At 70.9% G+C, this 22,277-nt stretch carries 14 protein-coding genes; 3 read left to right on the top strand and 11 right to left on the bottom strand.

What is annotated here, in order from left to right; translation table 11 throughout:
- Window positions 1-7 precede the first annotated feature (7 nt).
- The 4 genes from AC061S_RS06135 to AC061S_RS06120 form a co-directional block, all read right to left on the bottom strand.
- Window positions 8-916: a carbohydrate ABC transporter permease gene (locus AC061S_RS06135; RefSeq protein ID WP_478684812.1), complete on the bottom strand. Its 909-nt coding sequence runs from the start codon at window positions 914-916 to the stop codon at window positions 8-10.
- A gap of 120 nt (window positions 917-1,036) precedes the next feature.
- Window positions 1,037-2,437 carry an ABC transporter substrate-binding protein gene (locus tag AC061S_RS06130; protein WP_478684811.1) on the bottom strand — a complete coding sequence of 467 codons (1,401 nt, stop codon included), beginning with the start codon at window positions 2,435-2,437 and terminating at the stop codon, window positions 1,037-1,039.
- 250 nt (window positions 2,438-2,687) lie between these two features.
- Window positions 2,688-3,707: a LacI family DNA-binding transcriptional regulator gene (locus tag AC061S_RS06125; protein ID WP_478684810.1), complete on the bottom strand. Its 1,020-nt coding sequence runs from the start codon at window positions 3,705-3,707 to the stop codon at window positions 2,688-2,690.
- 182 nt (window positions 3,708-3,889) lie between these two features.
- Entirely contained in the window at window positions 3,890-8,182 is a 4,293-nt protein-coding gene (locus AC061S_RS06120) for a galactose-binding domain-containing protein (protein ID WP_478684809.1), read from the bottom strand.
- A gap of 213 nt (window positions 8,183-8,395) precedes the next feature.
- Here AC061S_RS06120 and AC061S_RS06115 point away from each other — a divergent pair, with 213 nt between their 5' ends.
- Together AC061S_RS06115 and AC061S_RS06110 are read left to right on the top strand one after the other, a co-directional pair.
- On the top strand, window positions 8,396-10,018 hold the full coding sequence (locus AC061S_RS06115; protein WP_478684808.1) for a sensor histidine kinase: 1,623 nt from the start codon (window positions 8,396-8,398) through the stop codon (window positions 10,016-10,018).
- On the top strand, window positions 10,015-10,713 hold the full coding sequence (locus tag AC061S_RS06110) for a response regulator (RefSeq protein ID WP_478684807.1): 699 nt from the start codon (window positions 10,015-10,017) through the stop codon (window positions 10,711-10,713). Before AC061S_RS06115 ends, AC061S_RS06110 begins: the two co-directional genes overlap by 4 nt.
- Window positions 10,714-10,751: 38 nt before the next feature.
- Here AC061S_RS06110 and AC061S_RS06105 read toward each other — a convergent pair whose 3' ends face one another.
- From AC061S_RS06105 to AC061S_RS06095, 3 genes are all read right to left on the bottom strand, one after another.
- A complete protein-coding gene (locus AC061S_RS06105; RefSeq protein WP_478684806.1) occupies window positions 10,752-12,344 on the bottom strand; it encodes a solute symporter family protein in 1,593 nt (530 codons plus the stop codon).
- Window positions 12,341-12,889, bottom strand: a complete 549-nt coding sequence (locus AC061S_RS06100; RefSeq protein WP_478684805.1) for a DUF485 domain-containing protein — start codon at window positions 12,887-12,889, stop codon at window positions 12,341-12,343. The genes AC061S_RS06105 and AC061S_RS06100 overlap by 4 nt, the downstream gene beginning before the upstream one ends.
- Before the next feature lie 175 nt (window positions 12,890-13,064).
- Entirely contained in the window at window positions 13,065-15,185 is a 2,121-nt protein-coding gene (locus AC061S_RS06095; RefSeq protein ID WP_478684804.1) for a DNA gyrase/topoisomerase IV subunit B, read from the bottom strand.
- Between the two features lie 446 nt (window positions 15,186-15,631).
- On the opposite strand from AC061S_RS06095, the gene AC061S_RS06090 reads away from it, so the two are divergent.
- Entirely contained in the window at window positions 15,632-15,868 is a 237-nt protein-coding gene (locus tag AC061S_RS06090) for a DUF7455 domain-containing protein (RefSeq protein ID WP_327255290.1), read from the top strand.
- A 135-nt stretch (window positions 15,869-16,003) separates the two neighbouring features.
- On the opposite strand, the gene AC061S_RS06085 is transcribed toward AC061S_RS06090, so the two are convergent.
- From AC061S_RS06085 to AC061S_RS06070, 4 genes are all read right to left on the bottom strand, one after another.
- Window positions 16,004-16,963: a serine protease gene (locus AC061S_RS06085; RefSeq protein WP_478684803.1), complete on the bottom strand. Its 960-nt coding sequence runs from the start codon at window positions 16,961-16,963 to the stop codon at window positions 16,004-16,006.
- 134 nt (window positions 16,964-17,097) lie between these two features.
- The gene (locus tag AC061S_RS06080) at window positions 17,098-18,696 is read right to left on the bottom strand and encodes an RNA polymerase sigma factor (protein WP_478684802.1); all 1,599 of its coding nucleotides are present in this window, start codon (window positions 18,694-18,696) and stop codon (window positions 17,098-17,100) included.
- Window positions 18,697-19,170: 474 nt separating this feature from the next.
- Window positions 19,171-20,112, bottom strand: coding sequence for a FadR/GntR family transcriptional regulator (locus tag AC061S_RS06075; protein ID WP_478684801.1), 942 nt, complete (start codon window positions 20,110-20,112; stop codon window positions 19,171-19,173).
- Window positions 20,113-20,262: 150 nt separating this feature from the next.
- Window positions 20,263-22,089, bottom strand: a complete 1,827-nt coding sequence (locus AC061S_RS06070; RefSeq protein WP_478684800.1) for an ATP-binding cassette domain-containing protein — start codon at window positions 22,087-22,089, stop codon at window positions 20,263-20,265.
- Between the last annotated feature and the right edge of the window lie 188 nt (window positions 22,090-22,277).

Genomic DNA, 22,277 nt, shown 5'->3' with positions numbered 1-22,277 from the left:
GCTCCCGTCAGTTCTCGTTGTCGCGGCTCAGCCGGACGTACACGGCGGAGAAGCCGGCGAGCAGGACGAGCAGGCACAGGCCCAGGGCCGCGGCGCCGCCGTACTGGTTGAAACTGAAGGCGTACTGGTAGATGAGGACGACGACGGTGGTGGTCGATCCCTCGGGGCCGGCGCCGCCCGTGAGCATGAACGGTTCGACGAACACCTGCATCGTCGCGATGATCTGCATGAGCAGCATCAGCGAGAGGATGAGCTTGGTCTGCGGGATCGTGACGTGCCAGATCTTGCGCAGCACCCCGGCTCCGTCGAGCTCGGCCGCCTCGTAGAGCTCCCCGGGGACGCCCTGGAGGGCAGCCAGGTAGATCAGGGTGGCGCCGCCCATGTTCATCCACGTGGAAGCGGTGACGACGGAGAGCATCGCGGTATCGGTGGATTGCAGCCAGTCTTGCGCCGGCAGGTGCAGGAATTCCAGAATCCTGTTGAAGACCCCGTAACCGGGGTCGTAGAAGTACTTGAAGAGCAGGATCGAGGCCACCGGCGGCATCATCACCGGGAGGTAGACCAGCAGGCGCAAGTAGCCCTGCGCGTGCCGGAATTCATTGAGCACGATCGAGACCACGAACGGGACGGCGAAGCCGAGGAGCAGTGCCAGCCCGCTGAAGAGCAGGGTGTTGCGCCAGGCCTGCCAGAACGCCGGGTCGTTGAAGACGTAGCGGAAATTGTCCCAGCCGACCCACTGGACGGCTCCGCCCTCGGTCTTCTGGAAGGCCAGCAGGAACTCCCGGACCATCGGGTACCAGGAGAAGAAGGAGAAGCAGAGGACGGCGCCGATCAGAAAGCCGTGGGCCGAGAGGTTCCGCTTGAACGCCCGGGCGAATTCCTCGCGGGAGGTACCGGGCAGGGTGGGAGCCGACATCGCCGCTCGCTCCTTGGTGGGTGGGTCGTCGCCATCGATGTGCGGGGTACGGGGCCTGCGGGCGGGTCCGGCCGGGGAGGCCGCCCGGACCTCCCCCGGCCAGGACGCGCCCCGGGACCGCTACTGGTTGGCCAGCACCTGGTTGACGGCCTTCTCGGCTTCCGCGAGGAGCTGCGCCGAGTCGGCGTCCTTGTTGGTCAGGACCCCCGACATCACCTTGTCGAGGACCTTGTAGACCTCCTGGGCCTTCGCCGGCTCGGCCTTGCCGGCCACGGGGTTGTCCAGGAAGGACTTGAAGTTGGCGACCGGCATGGTGGCGCTGGCGGCCTTGAGCTCGTCGTCCTTGGCCTTGCTGGCGCCGGTGAAGAAGGCGGGCTGCGGAAGCCCGACCGGCAGGCCGTCGGCCTTGGAGCGGTCGTACTGGAACTGCCCCTTGCCGACCGCGAGCGTCTTGAAGTTCAGCCAGGCGATCGCGGCCTTGACCTTGTCCGGCGAGCTGCCCTTCTTGATCATGTAGCCGTTGCCGCCGGCCAGCGTCGCGGCGCCGCCGGGGATGGGGCCCATGCCGAAGTTCTCGTACTTGCCGGAGAGCTGCTGGACCATGTAGGTGATGTCGTCGGGCGCGGCGAGGAACATGCCGAGCTTGTCCGAGGCCATCTGCTTCTGCAGGTCGCCCCACTTGAGCAGCTGGGTCTTGCCCATGCTGTCGTCCTCCCAGCGCATGGCGTGGAGGTTGTCCACGAGCTGCTTGCCGGTCGGGTTGTTGAAGGCCGCCTTGCCGTCGGCTCCGACTACGTCGCCGCCCATGCCGTACATGGCTGCGGTGAAGTGCCAGCCGCCGGTGTTCTCGACGCTGTACTCGCCGTAGCCGGCGGCGCCGTTGCCGAGCGCCGCGATCTTCTTGGCGGCCGCGCGGACCTCGTCCCAGGTGCGCGGGGGCTGGTCGGGGTTGAGGCCCGCCTGCTGGAAGAGCTTGCGGTTGATCAGCAGGCCCATCGTGTAGTTGCTGGTGGGCAGCCCGTAGAGCTTGCCGTCCTGCTTCAGGGTGTTGACGACGTTCTTGTCGATGTCGTCGATGCCCGGAACCGTCTTGGCCGTGACGTACGCGGAGATGTCCTCGGCGCCGTCGTTGTCCAGTACCTGCTTGAGGTCGGTGAAGTAGGCGTAGAAGACGTCCGGCTGGGACTTGGCCTTGAGCATCGCCGTGAACCGCGGGGGCTCCAGGCACTGGCCGGGGGTGGAGCGGCCGTCGATCGTGACGTTCGGGTAGGTCTTGTTGAACTCCGCCACGTCCTCCTTCCACTGCTTGAGCTCGGCGGCCTTCGCCGCCGGCGGCATGCAGTCGATGGAGAGGGTGACCTTGGTCTTCGGGTCGAGCGGCGCGGAGGCGTCCGTGGAACCGCCGGACGGCTGGTTCTTGGTGTCGTCCCCGCTGCTGCTCGTGCCGCAGGCCGCGAGGGCGGTGACGGCGAGCGCCGAGACGAGGGCGGTCGCGGTGGTGCGACGGATGTTGGTTCTCATCGGTGGTCCCCTTCGAGCATCGAGCAGGAGGCGTGGGGCGTGGGGCGTGTAAGGAGGCGAGCGCGGCACACTCAACCACCACCTACAGGTGAACGCAATATCTCGCGCAGATTTCGCAAGAGATTGGCAGCAGAGCGCCGGACGGCTCGGATGGGGAACGCAAAACAGGGCCCCGAAACGTCAGCGGGACGTTTCGGGGCCCTGTGGGGCCCGGTGACCGGGGCCGGACTCGGCGGAGCCCGGCGGGGCGTTACGCCGGACGGGGGCGCGGGACCTGCGCGGTGGAGCCCCGCACCACGAGCTCGGGCTCGAAGAGCAGCTCGCCGGGCTGCACGGCGGCCCCCTGGATCTGCGCGGTGAGCAGCTCCACGGCCGCCCGGCCCATGGCCTCGATGGGCTGCCGGACGGTGGTCAGCGGGGGTTCGGTGCAGTTCATGAAGGCCGAGTCGTCGTACCCGACGACGGAGACCTCGCGGGGCACGTCCAGCCCGCGCCGGCGGGCCGCCCGGATGGCCCCCAGGGCCAGCGGGTCGCTCGCGCAGATGATGCCCGTGACCCCGCGGTCCAGCAGCCTCGACGTGGCCGCGTGGCCGCCCTCCAGGGAGAACAGCGCCCGCTCCACGTGCGCGTCGGGCAGCTCGGTGCCGGCCGCCGCGGCGACCGCCTGTGCGGCCACCAGCTTGCGCAGGGAGGGGATGTGGTCGGGCGGGCCCAGCACCAGGCCGATGCGCTCGTGGCCGAGGGAGGCCAAGTGGCGCCAGGCCTGTTCCACGGCGACGGCGTCGTCGCAGGAGACGCAGGGGAAGCCGAGGTCCTCTATCGAGGCGTTGATGAGCACCACCGGGACCTTGCGGTCGTGGAGCAGCCGGTAGTGCTCGTGCGGGGCGTCGGCCTGCGCGAAGAGCCCGCCGGCGAAGACGACGCCGGACACCTGCTGCTGGAGCAGGAGCTCGACGTAGTCGGCCTCGGAGACCCCGCCCGTGGTCTGCGTGCAGAGCACCGGGGTCAGCCCCTGCTGGGCCAGCGCGCCGCCGATCACCTCGGCGAAGGCCGGGAAGATCGGGTTCTGGAGTTCCGGCAGGACCAGGCCGACCAGCCGGGCGCGTTCGCCGCGCAGCTGGGTGGGGCGCTCGTAGCCGAGGACGTCCAGGGCGGTGAGCACGGACTGGCGGGTCGCCTCCGAGACGCCCGGCTTGCCGTTGAGCACCCGGCTGACCGTTGCCTCGCTGACCCCCACCTTCTTCGCCACTTGAGCAAGTCGTCGCGTCATGAGCGCAAGAGTAGCGCAAACAATGCAAGTTCCTTGCAGTTCGATTACGGCCAGTTTGGCCCATCGGAATCCGGCGCGGAACCCCCCGCGTCCCACCGGCCCCGGCCGATCTCCGGGCGGCGAGCGGCGGAGCACCCCGAAGGGATGCCCCGCCGCCCTCGTTTCCCAGTTCCGGCCGCCCGCTACGGCAGCTGGTTGATCTTGAACGTCGAGGTCGTGTTCCGCACGTCCACGGCGTTGTCGCTCATCCTCAGGTTCTGGATGGTCACCTCGCCCACCGCCGGCCCTTGTCCCGCCTCGGGCATCTCGTTCGCCCAGAGACCGAACCCGGACTTGGCGTCGAAGGCGTCACCGCTCTTCTTCGCCCCCGTGATGGTGATGTCCTTCAGAATGGTGTCCTTGATGGGATTGACCGGCTGGCCGCCGACGTACTGCGTCTGGAACATGATTCCGCTGTAGGTCGGATCGACGATGTCCACATTGTTGATCCGGATTCCCTGGAACACCTTGGACGCCGAGAAGATCCAGATTCCGGGGAAGGTCTGCGCCCCCCAGAAATGGCCTCCCGCCCGGACGATCGAGATGTTCTCGAAGAGCGTCGGGTCGGTCCCGAATCCGTTCATCGGATACCCGAAGTCCAGCGAGCTGATGGTGATGCCCGAGTAGACGAGGATGTCGGCGATGTAGATGTTGCGGAAGGTGTTGTCGAAGCCGCCGTAGACGGCGACACCGGCCGCGCGCCAGGTCAGGATGGCGCTCAGGTTCTCGTAGACGTTGTTCTTCATGTCCGCGCCGCCCGCGTCGATGGCGGAGAACAGCGCGAAACTGTCGTCACCCGTCGAGCGCGCCTCGATATTGGTCACGAGGTTGTCGGTGCTGCCGTTGGTCATGTTGATGCCGTCGGCGAAGGTGTCGCGGATCCGCGAGTTCTTGATCGTGATCCGGTCGGTGTTGGCGCCCCAGTAGAGGCACACCTGGTGTTCGTTCCAGATGTTGTCGATGGTCATGTCGGTCACGTTGGAGAAGTCGAAGACCTTGCCCGGACCGTCGATGCGCGAGGTGTAGTTGCCGAAGTAGGCGAAGCCCGTGAAGGACGAGCCCTTCGCGGTGCCCTCCGCGCGCCAGCCGTTGTCGGTGTTGTCCTGCGAGGACGGGGCGTGGAAGCGGGTGAACCACGGCCCGGCGCCGACGACCTGCACGGCCTTCCCGTACACCTGGAACTTGCTCGCCGTGGCGTAGTCGCCCGGCGGCAGGTAGACGCCCACGAGCTTGCCCGTGGTGTCCATGCGGACCTTGTCCAGGGCGTTCTGCACGTCCTGGTGGGTGAAGCCGGCGGGCACCGTGTAGGTCGCCGGGTCGGGGTTCGGGATGACCGTGGCCTGTTCCAGGCTCACGAAGTCGATCGCGTAGGTGGTGGTGTTCGCCGCGTCCTTCTGGAGGCGGATCTTGCTGCCCTGCGGGACGGTCTCGCCGAGGAGGATGTTGGCCTCGTCGTAGATGTGCCGCGGGGCTCCGGCGCTGGGCGCATTGCCCGGGCCGGCCTCGGCCCCGTAGAGCCAGGCGTACTTCGAGGTCAGCGGCAGGGCCTTCTTGAGGACGCCGTTGACGTAGACGTTGATGGTGGAGTCGATGCCGCCGCCGCCCGGGGCGTCCGGGATGGAGAAGCGGGTGACCAGGGTGTTGGTCGCCGCCCGGGTGGTGAACTCGACGTACTCGCCCGTCGCGTCCAGGTTCACCGCCTTGCGGCCCGAGGCCTCGCCGGCGATGTCGCCGACGGTTCGGTTGGGGCCGACGACGTTGGCGCCGCCGCCGACCACGCCGTCCTCGGCCTCGTAGGTGTCGTAGGGCATGTTCGCCCCGCGGCCGACGAAGAAGGGCTTGGCGGAGGTGTTGTTGGCGCGCTTGACCGGCAGTTCGTTGGCATCGTCGGCGAGGACCACCTTGACGGTGTACTTGCCGTTGGCCGCCGTCCAGCCGCCGAGGGCGATCGGGGCCGAGGAGGCACCGGCGGCGAGTGCGCCACTGAAGGATCCCGTGAGGGTACGGACGGTGGCGCCGGCCGCGTCCTGCAGGGTGAGGGTGACGTTGTGGGTGCCCGCGGCGGCGGCCACGGTGCCCTGGTTCTTGACCGTGACGGAGAACTCCACGGCCTGACCGGCGGACGGGGCGCTCGGCGACCAGCCGACGGACGAGGCCACCAGGTCCGAGCTGTCGACGGGGCGGACCACCAGCGGGGAGCCGGTGAGGCTGTTGTTGGTGTCGTTCTGCTCGATGACCGTGTTCGCCTCGTCGACGATCGCGCTCAGCGGGTAGCTGCCCGCGTCGCGCGGGCCGATGCCGGCCGTGACGGTGGCCGTGGCTCCGGCGGCCAGCGCGGGAACGTTGGCGGAGGCGATCTTCGAGCCGCCGAGCTGGAAGGAGACGGAGGTCGCCGCCGCCGGGGCCGGGCCGCTGTTCTTGACGGTGGCGGACAGCGTGACGGGGTCCGACTCGACCGGGGCGGCCGGGGCGGCGCTCACCGCGGTGACCTGGAGGTCCGGGTTGGGCGCCGCGACGCCGATGACCTGGAACTCGGCGATCTGGCCGTTGGAGGAGCCGGTGTTGGAGGTGAAGCGCAGCTGCACGTCCGCGACCCGGGCGTTCACCGGGATGGTGACGGTGTTGGAACCGGAGGCCGGGTTGAAGACGTAGTCCTTGGCGGCCACCAGGCCGGTGACGCCCGAGGCGCTCTGCTCGCGGCCGAGCACCTGGATGTTCTGGGTGCGGGTGCCCCAGCTGCTGTCCGGGTTGAGCTTGAGGACCAGGCGGTCGACGTCGGCGTTGGACCCGAGCTTGACGGTCAGGGTGCTCGGGTAGGCGCCGCCGGCGCCCTCCCAGTAGGTCGAGGTGCTGTTGTCGTTGGCGTTCTCCGCGACGAAGGTGTGGATCACGGATGAGCCCACGATGGGCTTGCCGACGGCAAGGTTGGAGCCGCCCGTGCCTCCGCTGCCGTTGCGGGTCACGGAGTTGCTGTCGCCGGAGCGGTTGCCCGCGGCGTCCTTGGCCCGGACGAAGTAGCTCACGGTGGCGGTGGCCGGCTGGGTGTCGGTGTGGGTGGTGGCGTTGCCCGCGACCGTGGTGAGCAGCACGTTGTTGGCGAAGACCTCGTAGCCGGTGACGCCGACGTTGTCGCTGGAAGCCTGCCAGGCCAGCTTGATCTGGCCGGAGGCCGGCTCGGTGAAGGCCAGGGCGCCCGGGGCTGTCGGGGCCTGGGTGTCGCCGGTGTCGCCGGCGCGGGTGACGCTGTTGCTGTTCGCCGACTGGTTGCCCGCCGCGTCCTTGGCCCGGACGTAGTAGGTCACGCTCGCGGAGGCGGGCTGGGTGTCGGTGTAGGTGGTGGCGTTGCCCGCGACGCTGGTGCGCAGCTGGTTGTTGGCGTAGACCTCGTACCCGGTGACGCCCGTGTTGTCGGTGGCGGCGTTCCAGGTGAGCTTGATCTGGCCGGTCGCGGGCTCGGTGTAGGCGAGCGCCGTCGGGGCGGTCGGGGCCTGGGTGTCGCCGGTCGTCGGGCCGTAGACCTCCAGCTCGGAGAGCTGCCCGCCGGGCTGCACGGAGTTCGCCGATATCCACACCCGCACGTAGCGGGTGGTGGTGGCGTCGAAGGTGACGGCCACCGTGTTGGCGCCGGCGGCGTTGAACTCGTACGCCTTGGACGCCGTCAGGTCGGTGTGGTCCGTGCCGTTGGCGCTGCCCTGGATCTTGAGGGTCTGGGTACGGGCGCCCCAGTTCTCGGGGAGCTTGAGGACCACGCGGTCCACGCGGACGGAGGAGCCGAGGTCGGCCTGGAGCCACTGGGGCATGGCGTTGTTGACGCTCTCCCAGTAGCTGGCGGCGTTGCCGTCGTTGGCGTTGCCCGGCGCGTAGACCTGGGTGCTGCTGCTCGCGGTGAGCGTCTTGCCGAGGGCCAGGTTGGCCCCGGAGTCACCGGGGGCACGGACCTCCAGCTCGGAGAGCTGGGCGGCCTGCCAGCCGGTGTTGGCGGTGATGTCGATCCGCACGTACCGGGCCTGGGTGGCCGGGAAGCCGATGGTGACCACGTTTCCGGCGCCCTGGCCGAAGGTGTACGTCGCCGAGCTCACCAGGGTGCTGAAGCTGGTGCCGTCGGCGCTGCCCTGGACGGACAGGGTCTGGTTGCGGCTCTCCCAGGAGGCGGGGAGCTTGAGCACCACCTGGTCGACGCGGGTGGTGGCTCCGAGGTCGGTCTGCACCCACTGCGGGAGGGTGCTGCCGGCGCTCTCCCAGTACGAGGACTGGTTGCCGTCGGTGACGTTGCCGGCGGCGTAGGCGCCGTTGGTGCTGCTCGCCGTGGCGGGCCTGCCCGCCGAGACGCTCGGTCCGCCGGCGGCCACGGCGGTCAGAGCGGGCCAGCCCAGCATCAGCAGGGCCGTGCTGATCAAGGCGGCCAGGGTCCGCCATCTCCAGTTGTGCCTTCTCATATGTCCTCGTCCCTCGACATGAACTTTCTGAACCATGGGAGATAGGAATTTGCAGTGTGCGGTGCGAGAGTTGCAGAGCTTTGCCGAGTCGTCTACCTCCCCGACCGCACTTTCATGCCGTCATCGCTTGCGCAAGCTGGGCGCAAATAACGCAAGCCATTTGCGTGAGAGACTCACATTCCACTTACGCCCGAATCGCCCTACCGTTCCTAGATGCGGTTCCTCCACATGAGGGCTCGGCGCCTCGGGCTCCCCCGACGGGCCGCCTCCCAGATCCTGCTGACCCAGCTGGCCATCGCCGCCGGGGTCCTCGCCCTGGCCACCGGCCTCTTCCTGGCCCCGCTGAGCGCGCAGCTCGACGACCAGGCCATGAGGCGCGCCCTGGCCATCGCCCAGAGCGCCGCCGCCGACCCCTCCCTGGCCGCGGGCCTCCTCGGCTCGGCCCCCTCGCCCGACAGCCCGGTGCAGGCCTCCGCGGAGCGGATCCGCTCGGCCACGGGCGCCGAGTACGTGGTGGTCCTGGACCTGGCCGGCATCCGCCGCTCGCACCCCAGCCCCGACCGCATCGGGCGGCCCGTCTCCACCGACCCCGGCGACGCCCTGGCGGGCCGCGACGTCATGGAGATCGACGAGGGCACCCTGGGCCGCTCCGCACGCGGCAAGGTCCCCCTGCTCGCCGCCGACGGCGAGATCGTCGGCGCCGTCTCGGTCGGCATCGCCTACGACAGCGTCCAGGGCCGCCTGCTCGGCGCCATCCCGGGGCTGCTCGCGTACGCGGGCGGCGCCCTGGCGGCGGGCGCCCTCGCCGCCTACCTGCTCTCGCGCAGGATCCACCGGCAGACCCGCGACCTGGCCTTCTCCGACATCGCGGGCCTGCTCGCCGAACGCGAGGCGATGCTGCACTCCATCCGCGAAGGCGTGATCGCCCTCGACCGGGCCGGCCGGGTCCGGCTGGTCAACGACGAGGCCGCCCGGCTGCTGGGGCTCGCCCCCGAGGCCGCCGCCGCCGTCGCGGGACGCGCGCTGGACGAGGTACTCGGCGCGGGCCGAACCACCGACGTCCTCACCGGCCGGGTCACCGGCCGCGACCTGCTCACCGTCCAGGGCCCCCGGGTGCTGGTCGCCAACCGGATGCCCACCGAGGACGGCGGAGCCGTGGCCACCCTGCGCGACCGCACCGAGCTGGAGCACCTGGGCCGCGAGCTCGACTCCACCAAGGGTCTGATCGACGCCCTGCGCGCCCAGGACCACGAGCACGCCAACCGGCTCCACACCCTCCTCGGCCTGCTGGAACTGGGCCTGTACGAGGAGGCCGTGGAGTTCGTCACGGAGGTGGTCGGCGTGCACCGCAGCACCGCCGAGCAGGTCACCGAGAAGGTGCACGACCCACTGCTCGCCGCCCTGCTGGTGGGCAAGGCAACGGTCGCCGCGGAGCGCGGGGTCCCGCTGCGGCTGGCCGATTCGGCCCTGCTGCCCGACCGCCTCGTGGACCCGGGAGGCCTGGTCACCATCCTCGGCAACCTGGTCGACAACGCGCTGGACGCCGCGGTCGGCTCGCCCGCGCCGCTGGTCGAGGTCGACATCCGGGCGGACGGCCGCGCGGCGGTCCTGCTGGTCCGCGACAGCGGCCCCGGCGTCCCGGTGGCGCGACGGGAGGAGATCTTCACCGAGGGCTGGTCGACCAAACAGCCCCAGGCGGGAGCCCACCGCGGACGCGGGCTCGGCCTCGCCCTGGTGCGGCGCCTGGCCGAGCGGCAGGGCGGCACGGTCCGGGCCGGAGAATCGGCGGACGGCGGGGCGGAATTCTCCGTCGTGCTCCCGGAGGCCCTGCGATGAGCGACTTCGACGTACTGGTCGTCGACGACGACACGCGTGTTGCCCGGATCAACGCGGCCTACGTGGCCAAGGTTCCCGGCTTCCGCGTGTCGGCCCAGGCCCATTCCGCGGCGGAGGCACTGGTGCTCCTCGACTCCCGCCCCGTGGACCTGATCCTCCTCGACCACTACCTCCCCGACGAGAACGGCCTCGACCTGGTCCGGCGGCTGCGCGAGCGCGGCCACCGCACCGACGTGATCATGGTGACGGCCGCCCGCGACCTGGCCACCGTCCAGGCCGCGATGCGCCTCGGCGCCCTCCAGTACCTGGTCAAGCCCTTCACCTTCGCGGGCCTGCGCACCCGCCTGGAGGCCTACGGGGCCCTGCGCCGCACCCTGGACACGGGCGGCGAGGCCGAACAGGCGGAGGTGGACCGGATCTTCGGCGCCCTCGCCGCGGCCGGCGCCGACGCCCCGAGCGACCTCCCCAAGGGGCACTCCCCCACCACCGCCGACCTGGTCCGCGGGATCCTGCGCGCGGCCGAAGGCCCGCTCTCCACCCAGCAGATCGCCGACCGCGCGGGCATCAGCCGCCAGACCGCCCAGCGCTACCTCAAGCTCCTCGACCGCGCCGGCCGCGTGGTCCTCGCCCTCCGGTACGGCGAAACGGGCCGCCCGGAACACCGCTACGCCTGGCGTCCGCCCACGGCCGGCTGACGCCGGGCAGCCGGGCCCGCTCTCCCGCCACGCCGGACCTACACCGCCCCGGCCCCCGTCAGTGCGCGGACCTCGGTCTCCGCGTGCCGCCGCTCGTCCGGTTCCTCCGCCGAGGTCACGGTGCCCAGCCAGCCCGCCAGGAAGCCCAGCGGGATCGAGACGATGCCCGGGTTCTGGAGCGGGAAGAGCTGGAAGTCCGCGCCCGGGAAGAGGGATTCGGGGCTGCCGGAGAGCACCGGTGACAGGGCCACCAGCAGCACGGCCGGGAGCAGCCCCCCGTACACCGACCAGACGGCGCCCCGCGTGGTGAACCCGCGCCAGAACAGCGAGTACAGGAGCACCGGCAGGTTCGCCGAGGCCGCCACCGCGAAGGCCAGACCCACCAGGAAGGCCACGTTCAGGTCCTGGGCTAGCAGACCCAGCGCGATCGCCACCGCCCCGATCCCGACCGCCGCCACCCTGGCCACCGCCACCTCGCTGCGCTGACGGGCGTGGCGGCGCTTGAGCGAGGCGTACAGGTCGTGCGCGACGGAGGCCGAAGAGGCGAGGGTGATCCCCGCGACCACCGCGAGGATGGTCGCGAAGGCGATGGCCGCCACGAAGGCGAACAGCACCGCGCCGCCCGTCGAGTCGGCCCCGCCGCCCAGGAAGGCCGCGAGCAGCGGAACCGCCGTGTTCCCCGAGGCGTTGGAGGCCCTGACCTCCTCCGGCCCGAGCAGGGCCGCCGCGCCGAAGCCCAGCACGATGGTCATCAGGTAGAAGCCTCCGATCAGCCCGATCGCCCACACCACCGACCGGCGGGCCGCCCGCGCCGTGGGCACGGTGTAGAAGCGCGACAGGATGTGCGGCAGCCCGGCCGTCCCGAGGACCAGGGCGAGGCCGAGGCTCATGAAGTCGAAGCGGGACGTCCAGTCGCCGCCGTACTTGAGCCCGGGGCCCAGGAACCGGTCGCCGTGCCCGCTGCGTTCGGCGGCGCTGCTGAGCAGTTGGTCGAAGTTCCCGTGGAAGCGCAGCAGCACGAGCACCGTCAGGGTGATCGCCCCGCCCATCAGCAGCACGGCCTTGACGATCTGGATCCAGGTGGTGGCCCTCATGCCGCCGAAGGACACGTAGATCACCATGAGCGCACCGACCCCGATGACGGTCAACGTCCGTGCGGTCCGGCCCGAATCGGCGAGCAGCAGGCCCACCAGACTGCCGGCGCCGACCATCTGCGCGACGAGGTACAGCACGGAGACGACCACTGACGAGGTCCCGGCGGCGATCCGCACCGGCCGCTCGCTCATCCGCGCGGCGACCACGTCGGCGAGGGTGAACCGGCCGCAGTTGCGGACGAGTTCGGCGACGAGGAAGAGGACGACCAGCCAGGCGACGAGGAAGCCCACCGAGTACAGCAGGCCGTCGTAGCCGAAGAGGGCGATGAGGCCGGAGATGCCGAGGAAGGAGGCGGCGGACATGTAGTCGCCGGCGATGGCGAAACCGTTCTCCATCGGGGAGAACAGCCGCCCGCCCGCGTAGAACTCCTCTGCCGAACCGTGCCGGTTGCGGCTCACCCAGGTGGTGATGCCCAGGGTGACGGCGATGAAGACGCTGAACAGGAGCAGCGCCAGGGTCTGGTGCTCGGTGGTCACCGGCCCGCCCCCCGCGCCCGGGTGCGCTCCCCGGCGTCCGCCCGGCGGACCTGCTCCTGCTCGAAGACCGTCCAGCGCAGGTCCAGCGCCGCGCGGTCGCGCCGCAGCCGGGCGTGCCGGGCGTAGGCCCAGGTCAGGAGGAAGGTGCTGAGGAACTGGCCGAGACCCGCGAGCAGGGCCACGTTGACGGACCCGAACACCGGCCGGGCCATCATGCCGGGTGCCGTGGTGGCGGCGATCACGTAGGCGACGTACCAGAGGAAGAAGCCGGCGGTCGCGGGGACGACGAACCTCCGGTAGCGGCCCCGCACCTCCTGGAAGGCGGCGCTGCGCTGCACTTCGAGGTAGATGTCGGACGCCGCGCGCGCGGGCGCGCCACCTGGGGAGGAGCTCGGCGGTGACGTTTCCGCTGTGCCGCCCGCCGCTCCGTCGGCACCCTCGCCCGCGCCGGCACCGTCGCCCTCGCCCCAACCGACGGCCAGCGCGTCGTACCAGGGGTCGTCCAGCCGGATCGTTCCGGCATCACGACCTTCGTGCTTGTCCACCGAACTCTCCTTGTCCGCCGCCGCAGTGGCCGCGTGCCCACAAGGATGTGCGGGAGGGACTGTTTCCGGACTGGTGTCCCGGTGCTCTTCACTCCATCAGGTGATGGAGCGAAGAGCACCGGTGTGCCAGGGCCACGGAAGTGCCACCGGGGTCCCCCGGTGGCGGCGGGTCCGCTCAGGCGTCGATCCGCGAGCGGTCCAGGGTGGCGGCGGAGCTGGTGATGAACTCCTTGCGCGGAGCCACCTCGTTGCCCATGAGCAGGTCGAAGACCGACTCGGCCGAATCCAGGTCGCCGATGTTGATCCGGCGCAGGGTGCGGAAGCGGGGATCCATGGTGGTCTCCGCGAGCTGGTCGGCGTCCATCTCACCGAGGCCCTTGTAGCGCTGGATCGAGTCCTTGTACCGGACGTTCTTGCGCTGGTACTCCAGCAGGGTCTGGCGCAGCTCGTTGTCCGAGTACGTGTAGACGTACTTGTCCTGGCCCTTCTTCGGCTGGACCAGCTCGATCCGGTGCAGCGGCGGCACGGCGGCGAAGACCCGGCCCGCCTCGACCATCGGGCGCATGTACCGCTGGAAGAGCGTGAGCAGCAGGCAGCGGATGTGCGCGCCGTCCACATCGGCGTCCACGAGCAGGACGATCTTCCCGTAGCGGGCGGCGTCGATGTCGAAGGTCCGGCCCGAGCCGGCTCCTATGACCTGGATGATCGCCCCGCACTCGGCGTTCTTGAGCATGTCCGAGACCGAGGACTTCTGGACGTTGAGGATCTTGCCCCGGATGGGAAGCAGGGCCTGGAACTCGGAGTTCCGGGCGAGCTTGGCCGTACCGAGCGCCGAGTCCCCCTCGACGATGAAGAGCTCGCTGCGCTCCACGTCGTCGCTGCGGCAGTCGGCCAGCTTGGCGGGCAGCGAGGAGGACTCCAGCGCGGTCTTGCGGCGCTGCGCCTCCTTGTGCTGGCGGGCCGCGATGCGGGTCCGCGCGGCCGCGACGATCTTCTCCATCACGGAGCGGGCCTGCTGCTTGTCGTCCCGCTTGGTGGAGGTCAGGAACGCCTTGAGCTCCTTGGCGACGACGGCCGCGACGATCCGGGTGGCCGCCGAGGTGCCGAGCACCTCCTTGGTCTGGCCCTCGAACTGCGGCTCGGCGAGGCGGACGGTGACGACCGCCGTCATGCCCTCCATCGCGTCGTCCTTGACCACGTCGTCCTCGGCCACGCGCAGCAGCTTCGCGGAGCGCAGCACCTCGTTCACGGTCTTGGTGACCGAGCGCTCGAAGCCGGAGATGTGGGTGCCGCCCTTGGGGGTGGCGATGATGTTCACGAACGACTTCACGTTCGTCTCGTACCCCGTGCCCCAGCGCAGGGCGATGTCCACGTCGAGCTCGCGGGTGACCTCGGTGGGGGTCATGTGGCCGCGGTCGTCGAGGACCGGGACGGTCTCCTTGAACGTGCCGGTGCCGGTCAGGCGCAGGACGTCGCAGGCCGCCTTGTCCTGGGCGAGGTACTCGCAGAACTCGCTGATACCCCCGTCGAAGCGGAAGGTCTCCTCGGTCTTGCCGGCCCCTTCCAGGGCCCGCTCGTCGCGGACCACGATGGTCAGGCCGGGCACGAGGAAGGCCGTCTGGCGGGCGCGCTGGTAGAGCGTGTCCAGCGTGAGCTTGGCGTCCTTGAGGAAGATCTGCCGGTCGGCCCAGTAGCGGATCCGGGTGCCCGTCTTGCCCTTGGCGATCCGCTTGCCCTTGCGCAGACCGTTGGCGGGGTCGAAGGGGCTCTCGGGGCCCTGCTCGGTGAACATGCCGGGGACGCCGCGACGGAAGCTGATGGCCTGCGTCGCACTGCCCCGGTCGACCTCTACGTCCAGACGCGCCGAGAGGGCGTTGACCACGGAGGCGCCGACGCCGTGCAGGCCGCCGGAGGCCGCGTACGACCCGCCGCCGAACTTGCCGCCGGCGTGCAGCTTGGTCATGACGACCTCGACGCCGGACAGGCCGGTCTTGGGCTCGATGTCCACGGGGATGCCGCGGCCGTTGTCGCGGACCTCGACGGAGGAGTCCTCGTGGAGGATCACCTCGATGTGGTCGCAGTACCCGCCCAGGGCCTCATCGACGGAATTGTCGATGATCTCCCAGAGGCAGTGCATGAGGCCCCGGCTGTCGGTGGAGCCGATATACATGCCGGGGCGCTTGCGGACGGCCTCGAGGCCCTCGAGGACGAGCAGGTGCCGCGCGGTGTAGTTGGAGCCGTCCCGGTCTGCTCCGGTCAGCAGTGCGCTGGAAGGCACGGACGTGTCGGCGGTCACGCAGTTCGCTCCTCGCTGAATTTCTTTTCTGGCCCGGTCGGGCGCAGTGGTGGCTCGGTTGCCGTTGGAAGGGTACCGAGGCCTGGTAGAGCCGATGCAACGCCATCCCAGCCCCTTCACCAGCCTAGTGCAGATCCGCACGCATGTTCGATCCCTCGTGGGGGTGAAGCAAACATCACGTTCCCTTCCACGCATGAACCATTTAGTGTTCGGGCACGTCCTCATCAACAACCGGCACTCAGCCGGAGAGGGCAGAACTGCGACAAGCGAACGACCTGACAACGCGAAACCGTAAAGCAACGCAATACGGCTCCTTCGCCGCCAACCGGCAACGGCCGGCCAGCTTCGGAAGGAAGTTTCGAGGAAAAGCCGCGAGCGGGAACGTTTTCGGCCTGGTTGGATGTTGACCCTGGTACGACAGCTCGTCGAGCTAGAGAAGAGGCGACGTGACTACTGTTCTGACACCCGCGACCCCGCTGACGGCCGCTGACCGATGCGACCGTTGCGGCGCCCAGGCATATCTGCGCGTCGTCCTGCTGAGCGGCGGTGAACTGCTCTTCTGTGCCCACCACGGGCGCAAGTTCGAGCCGGAACTCAAGAAGATCGCCGCGGAAATACAGGATGAGACCGAGCGGCTTACGTCCGCTCCGGCGGCCAGTGCCGCCGACCCCGAGGACCGCTGACACAAGGCCTATACCTCGCATCCGACGAGCCAGGACCGGCGAAGCCGGTCGACGGGCGGTACCTCTGCGACCCAGAGGCACCGCCCGTCCTCATGTCCGGACAGACGCAGGCGGACAGCTGCAGCCGGACGGGGTTCAGCGCTTCGGCGCGGCCCGGTCCCCTGCGGCGACGCCCCTCCCGGGCCCCTGAGCGGGGCGTACGTCCATCCCCAGGACTCCGCGGGCATCAGGGCGGGCCGGAACCCCCCGGGCCGCCTCAGGGCCACTGGCGGACTCGGCGACGAAGCCGATCAGCGGGGCGATCCGCGTGTACACCCCCGGGCTGTCCGCGCGCCCGCAGCCGCGCCCCCAGGACACCAGTCCGATGAGCCGCCCCTGGGCCACCAGGGGGCCGCCGCTGTCCCCCTGGCAGGCGTCCTTGCCGCCCGCGCGGTCCCCCGCGCACACCATGGAGTCGGACCGGTACTGACCGTCGGCGTCTCCCGGGTAGGCCCGCCCGCACACCTCGTCCGCCAGCACCGTCACCCCGGCGGCCCGCAGCGCGTAGGCGTAGTCGCCGAAGCCGCTGGTGTCGCCCCAGCCGTATACGGCGGCCTCGGTGCCGGCCCCGTACGCCGGGTGCCCCGGGTCGGCCATCGGCAGCACGCTCTGCGCGGCCACCGCTTCGGCCAGCTCCAGGACGGCCAGGTCGCCGGCGTTGCTGCCCGGGTCGTAGGCCGGGTTCACCCGGGCGGAACGCACCGCGATCTCCCTGCCCTCGCTCGCACGCAGCTCCGTACGCCCGGTGATCACCCGGAAGTCGCGGACGGAGTCGACCGGGCCTCCCAGCACCTGGCGCCCCAGGCAGTGGGCCGCGGTCACGACCTTGTTCGGGGCGACGAGGACGCCCCCGCAGAACTGGCCGCCGCGCGTACCCCCGAACCGGTCACGGCTCGCGAGGGCCACGACCCACGGGGCGTCGGCCACCTTCACCGGCCTTCCGCCGATCACCACGCTGTCCGCGGCCGCTCGCGGCGCCTGGCAGAGCGGCGCCGCCGCCGCTCCCGCCGCCAGGGTCAGCGCTCCCGCCAGGACACGGGCAAAGGGACGACGCATGAGGCCTCCTGACTCCGAGTGTGCATGACTCCACTCAGAGTGGGACGCCCGGTGGCCGCGCGCACCCGCGCGGCCACCGGCGACGACCTGCGGCGAACCCCTCGCCGCACCCTTCCGGACCGGACCGGGCCGGTTCAGTCCAGGTAGTCGCGCAGCACCTGGGACCGGGACGGGTGACGGAGCTTCGACATGGTCTTCGACTCGATCTGGCGGATGCGCTCACGGGTGACCCCGTAGACCTTGCCGATCTCGTCGAGCGTCTTCGGCTGGCCGTCCGTGAGGCCGAAGCGCATGGAGACCACGCCCGCCTCGCGCTCGCTCAGCGTGTCGAGGACCGAGTGCAGCTGCTCCTGCAGGAGCGTGAAGCTCACGGCATCGGCCGGTACGACCGCTTCGGAGTCCTCGATGAGGTCGCCGAACTCGCTGTCGCCGTCCTCGCCGAGCGGGGTGTGCAGGGAGATCGGCTCCCGGCCGTACTTCTGGACCTCGATGACCTTCTCGGGGGTCATGTCGAGTTCCTTGGCCAGCTCCTCCGGGGTGGGCTCGCGGCCCAGGTCCTGGAGCATCTGGCGCTGGACGCGGGCCAGCTTGTTGATGACCTCGACCATGTGCACCGGGATGCGGATGGTGCGGGCCTGGTCGGCCATGGCGCGGGTGATCGCCTGCCGGATCCACCAGGTGGCGTACGTGGAGAACTTGTAGCCCTTGGTGTAGTCGAACTTCTCCACGGCGCGGATCAGACCCAGGTTGCCCTCCTGGATCAGGTCCAGGAAGAGCATGCCGCGGCCGGTGTAGCGCTTGGCGAGGGAGACCACGAGGCGGAGGTTGGCCTCCAGCAGGTGGTTCTTGGCCCGGCGGCCGTCCTCGGCGATGATCTCCAGCTCGCGCTTGAGCTTCGGCGCCAGCTTGTCGGAGTTGGCGAGCTTGTCCTCGCCGAAGAGTCCGGCCTCGATGCGCTTGGCCAGCTCGACCTCCTGCTCGGCGTTGAGGAGGGGAACCTTGCCGATCTGCTTGAGGTAGTCCTTGACGGGGTCGGCGGTGGCGCCGGCCACGGCGACCTGCTGGGCCGGGGCGTCGTCCTCGTCGTCCGAGATGACGAAGCCCTTGCTCTCGGCGCCCTCCTCCTCGTCCTCGGACTCGGCCTTGGCGGCCCCGGGACCCTCTTCGGAGGTCTCTTCGTCGCCCGAGTCGTCGGAGTCCTTCTTGGCGGCGGTCTTCTTCGCCGCCGTCTTCTTGGCCGCGGCCTTCTTGGCGGGCGCGGCCTTCTTCGCCGCCGTCTTCTTCGCCGCTGTCTTCTTGGCGGCGGGCTCGGTCGCGGTCCCCTCCGCGAGGGCGTCGACGTCGACCGGCCCCGGTTCCGCCGCCTCGGCCACCGCGTCCGGTACGCCGGCGGCGGGTGCGGCCGCCGTCTTGGCCGCCGCCTTCTTGGCGACGGGCTCGGTGGCCGTCCGCTTGACGGGGCTCTTCGCTGCGACGCTCTTGCGGGTGGTGCGCTTGGGCGACTCCGCGGCACTGACCATCAGCGTCACACCCTCTTCCTCGAGGATCTGGTTGAGGCTGCGCAGAACATTCTTCCACTGGGTCGCAGGAATCTGGTCAGCCTCGAAGGCCCGACGCACGTCATCGCCGGCGATCTGCCCCTCGGCCTTGCCCCGCTCGATGAGCGCCATCACAGACTCGGAATCGGCGATCTCCGGCGGGAGCGTACGGGATGTGCTGGCCGACACGAACAACCTCTCGGAACGATGGAAACGGCTTCCGACCCCGGCCTGGTGGTGCTGGACCGGAGCCGACGACCACCGACTGGGGATGGGCCGGGGGCGCGGGCAGGGGCCGGGGAGCTGCACAGCACCCCCAAGGGCTGCTGTCTTCCCTCCGTCGGCCATCACCTCTTAGGTCATCGCGTGACCTCGCGGAGCGTTACGCCCAATCTTCGTGGCCCGAGTCACACCCCGTTTGATGCCATGCCGGTCATACCGTTATTTGTGCACGTCCGGTGTGTCCGAACGCGCCCCGTTTCGCGGGCCGGACGGATCCCCGGAAGCGGCGTCCCGGCGGCTGAGGACCGGAGCCGGGAACCGACCGGGGCGCTCAGCGCCCGGGCGGGGAGCCGGACTCCGCCGCCGGACCCTCCCCGGACTCCGTCCCGGGGCGCCGCCCGGGACCGGCGGCACGTCGACGCGCCGCCCCCCGCGCGCTCGGGCCCGTCAGTGCTCGCGCGGGGCGGGAACCACGCGCTCGACCTCCGGATGCACCGTCAAGAGCTGGCGCATGGCGTTCTCCGCGCCGATCGCGTCGCCGGCGGCGAGGGCCTCGACCATGCGCGCGTGGTGCGCGACGCAGGTCTCGCTGGGGCGGTCGCAGGAGGTGATGGGACTGCCGGACACCTGCAGGGCGGCGGAGACGATCCCCGAGAGGTGCTCCAGCATGCGGTTGGCCGCGACCTGGATGAGCAGGGCGTGGAACTCGTTGTCCGCACGCGCGAAGGTGATCGAATCGCCCTGGCCGAGGGCGTGCCCCATGATCTCGACCATGTCGGCGAGGCGCTGCTGGATCTCCGGGCGGCCGTGGCCGGCGGCGAGGCGGGCGGCGAGCGGCTCGATGGTCCAGCGGAGCTCGCCCAGCTCGCGGCGCTGGTCGTCGCGCTGCGGGCCGAAGGCTCGCCACTCGATGATGTCGGGGTCGAGCAGGTTCCAGTCGGCGACCGGGCGGACCCGGGTGCCGACGTTGGGGCGGGCGCTGACGAGGCCCTTGGCCTCGAGGACCCGCAGCGATTCGCGGACGACGGTACGGGAGACCTCGAAACGCTGTCCGATCTCCTCGGGGACCAGCGGGCGGTCCGCGCCGAGGTCGCCGGAGACGATCATCTGGCCGAGCTGCTGGACGAGTTGGCCGTGCAGTCCGCGGCCGCGGCTGCCCGCGGCGCGGCGGCCGACCCGGCTCAACTCGACGTCGGATCCGTCCCAGTGGGGCACTCCCACCCGGTCGGCCCCCGAGGCCTCCGGGTAGGGGTAGCGGTCGAGTTCGCCCGCGCCGGCGAGGCCGGAATCGGCATGGCGGGCGGCGGTCATCATGGTGTGCGCAAGGGTACTCACGAATCCTTTGTCGGCCGTGTTCCGGCGACCCTTGAGGTCTTTGGTGAAAAGCACACGAAAGGGTGATCGGTGCCACCTACGCAATTGACGACTTATCGTAAAGAACCGGGCCTTTTGCGGGGAGTTGCGGTCCGCCGGGCCTGATGTGGACCACAACGGTCCCGTTGGGTCCGGACCGGCATCGGAACGATCACCAACGATCCCTCACAAACGGACGCGGCCGCGCAGTCCTGTGAACCCATAGGCGCACAACAGGACCATCAGCGACAACACCAGGGCGGTGCCGACCGGTTGGGCCATCACCCGGATCGCCCCGAGGACCACCCGGTCCGCCTCCGGCGGCCATTGCGCCCAGGCCAGGCCGCGCAGCCGCTCGGCGAGTCCGGTGACCGGGTACGCGGACGGGCCGTCCAGGGCCTTGCGCACCAGCGGTACGACCATCACCGGTACGGCGAGCACCGCGGCCAGGCCCGCGGAGGCGGACCGGAAGACGCCGGAGGCCAGGACTCCGGACCAGGCGCAGCCGATGAGCAGGCCCGCCCAACTCGCGGCCGGGGAGATCCACTCCGCGGGCGTACGGAGCGGCCCGCCGCCGAACACCAGCGTCAGGGCCGCGGCGTCGGCGGTCACGGCGAGGGCGCCGAGCAGGAGCGCGAGGACGGCGCTGACGCCGAGCTTTGCCGTGAGCAGCCCGAGTCGGCGCGGGACGGTGCCGCGGTCGGCGGCGAGCGCGGGGTAGCGGTACTCCTCCCCGAAGGCCAGGGCTCCGAGCAGTCCGGCCCCGAGCGCCGCGGGCGGCAGCGGGAGCAACTCCGGCCAGGCGGCGAGCAACTTGTTCTGCGGGGTGTGGCCGGCCCGGGCCAGCACCAGCGCCGTGACGACGGAGACGGCGACGACGAAGGCGGCGGTGAGTACGGGGGTGGCGGTGCCGAAGATCCGGTGCAGCTCGTAGCGCAGGGGCCGCACCGGGCCTCCGAGCCGGCGCACGGCCGAGGCGGGCCGCCCCGGGCGGGCGGCGCGGGCGGGGCGGGTCCGGTCTGCGCCGCCCGCGCCCGAGGTTGCCGGGGTTCCGTCGGCGGCGGGGGTTCCGTCGGCTGCAGCGGCCCGGGCGGCCCCGGATCCGACGCGGTCCCGGGCGCGCGGCAGCGACGGCGGCGCTCCCGCGTCTCCGGTCTCGTCGGCGAGTTGGTGGACGAGTACGCCGTGCCGGAAGGCGGCCTCGCCGACCTCGGCGCAGTTGCTGCCGTAGACCGACAGCCGGCTGCCGCTCTCCTCCACGATCTCCACCGTGCGCTGGGCGGCCCGCGCTTCCCGGCCCAGTACGTCGGCCAGCCGGGCGGCGTGCGGGGTGCGCACGGCGACCCGCGGCCGCAGCCGGGTCCGGGCGAACTCCGCGGCGTCCTGGTCGGCGACGAGCCGGCCCGCCTCGATGCTCACGACCCGGTCCGCGCTGCGGGCGGCCTCCTTCGCGTCGTCGGTGGTGAAGAGCACCGCGCCGCCGAGGGAGGCGTGGCCGCGCAGCAGCCCGTGCAGCCAGCTCCGCTCACGGGGCGAGAGCCCGGCGGCGGGTTCGTCGAGGAGGAGCGTGCAGGGGTCGGCGAGCAGGGCCGCGGCCAGCGCGACCCTGCGCTCCATGCCGAGCGAGAGCGACCCGAGCCGCTGGTCGCGCAGTCCCGCGACGCCGACGACCTCCAGCATGGCGTCGGCCCGCGCGGCCGGCACGCCGGCGGCGGCGCACAGCATCCGCAACTGGCCGCGCACGGTGCGCGAGGGGTTGCCCGGGAGGTCGCCGAGGAGCACGCCGACCTCGCGGCCCGGATGCGGGATCCGGTGCAGGGGGCGCCCGCGGAAGTACGTGACTCCGCGTCCCGGTTCGAGTTCGAGCATGAGCCGCAGCGCGGTGGTCTTGCCCGAGCCGGGCTCGCCGAGCAGTGCGGTCACGCTCCCGGGGCGGGCCTCGAAGGTGAGGTCGTCCACGAGGGGCGGGAGGTTTCGGCGGGGGGTGCTGGTGAGTCCGATGGCCTGGAGCATCGCTTCTCTCGCGGGGGGTGAGACCGCTCTGCGGCAGGGTGAGTTCCGCCAACAAGATAACGCGATATGTCCGATTTAAGGCGTAAGTGGTCGCGCATCGCGCCCGTGTCGGCGCCGAGGCCTTCGTCCACGGGGGTGCGAGCCCGGCTACCCGCCGGAACGCCGCCCCTGGCGGCGCCCCCGGGTCG

The organism is Streptomyces sp. CA189, from assembly GCF_056428985.1.
Note: the sequence above shows the minus strand (reverse complement) of the source record. Positions and strands in the feature narration are given on the sequence as shown.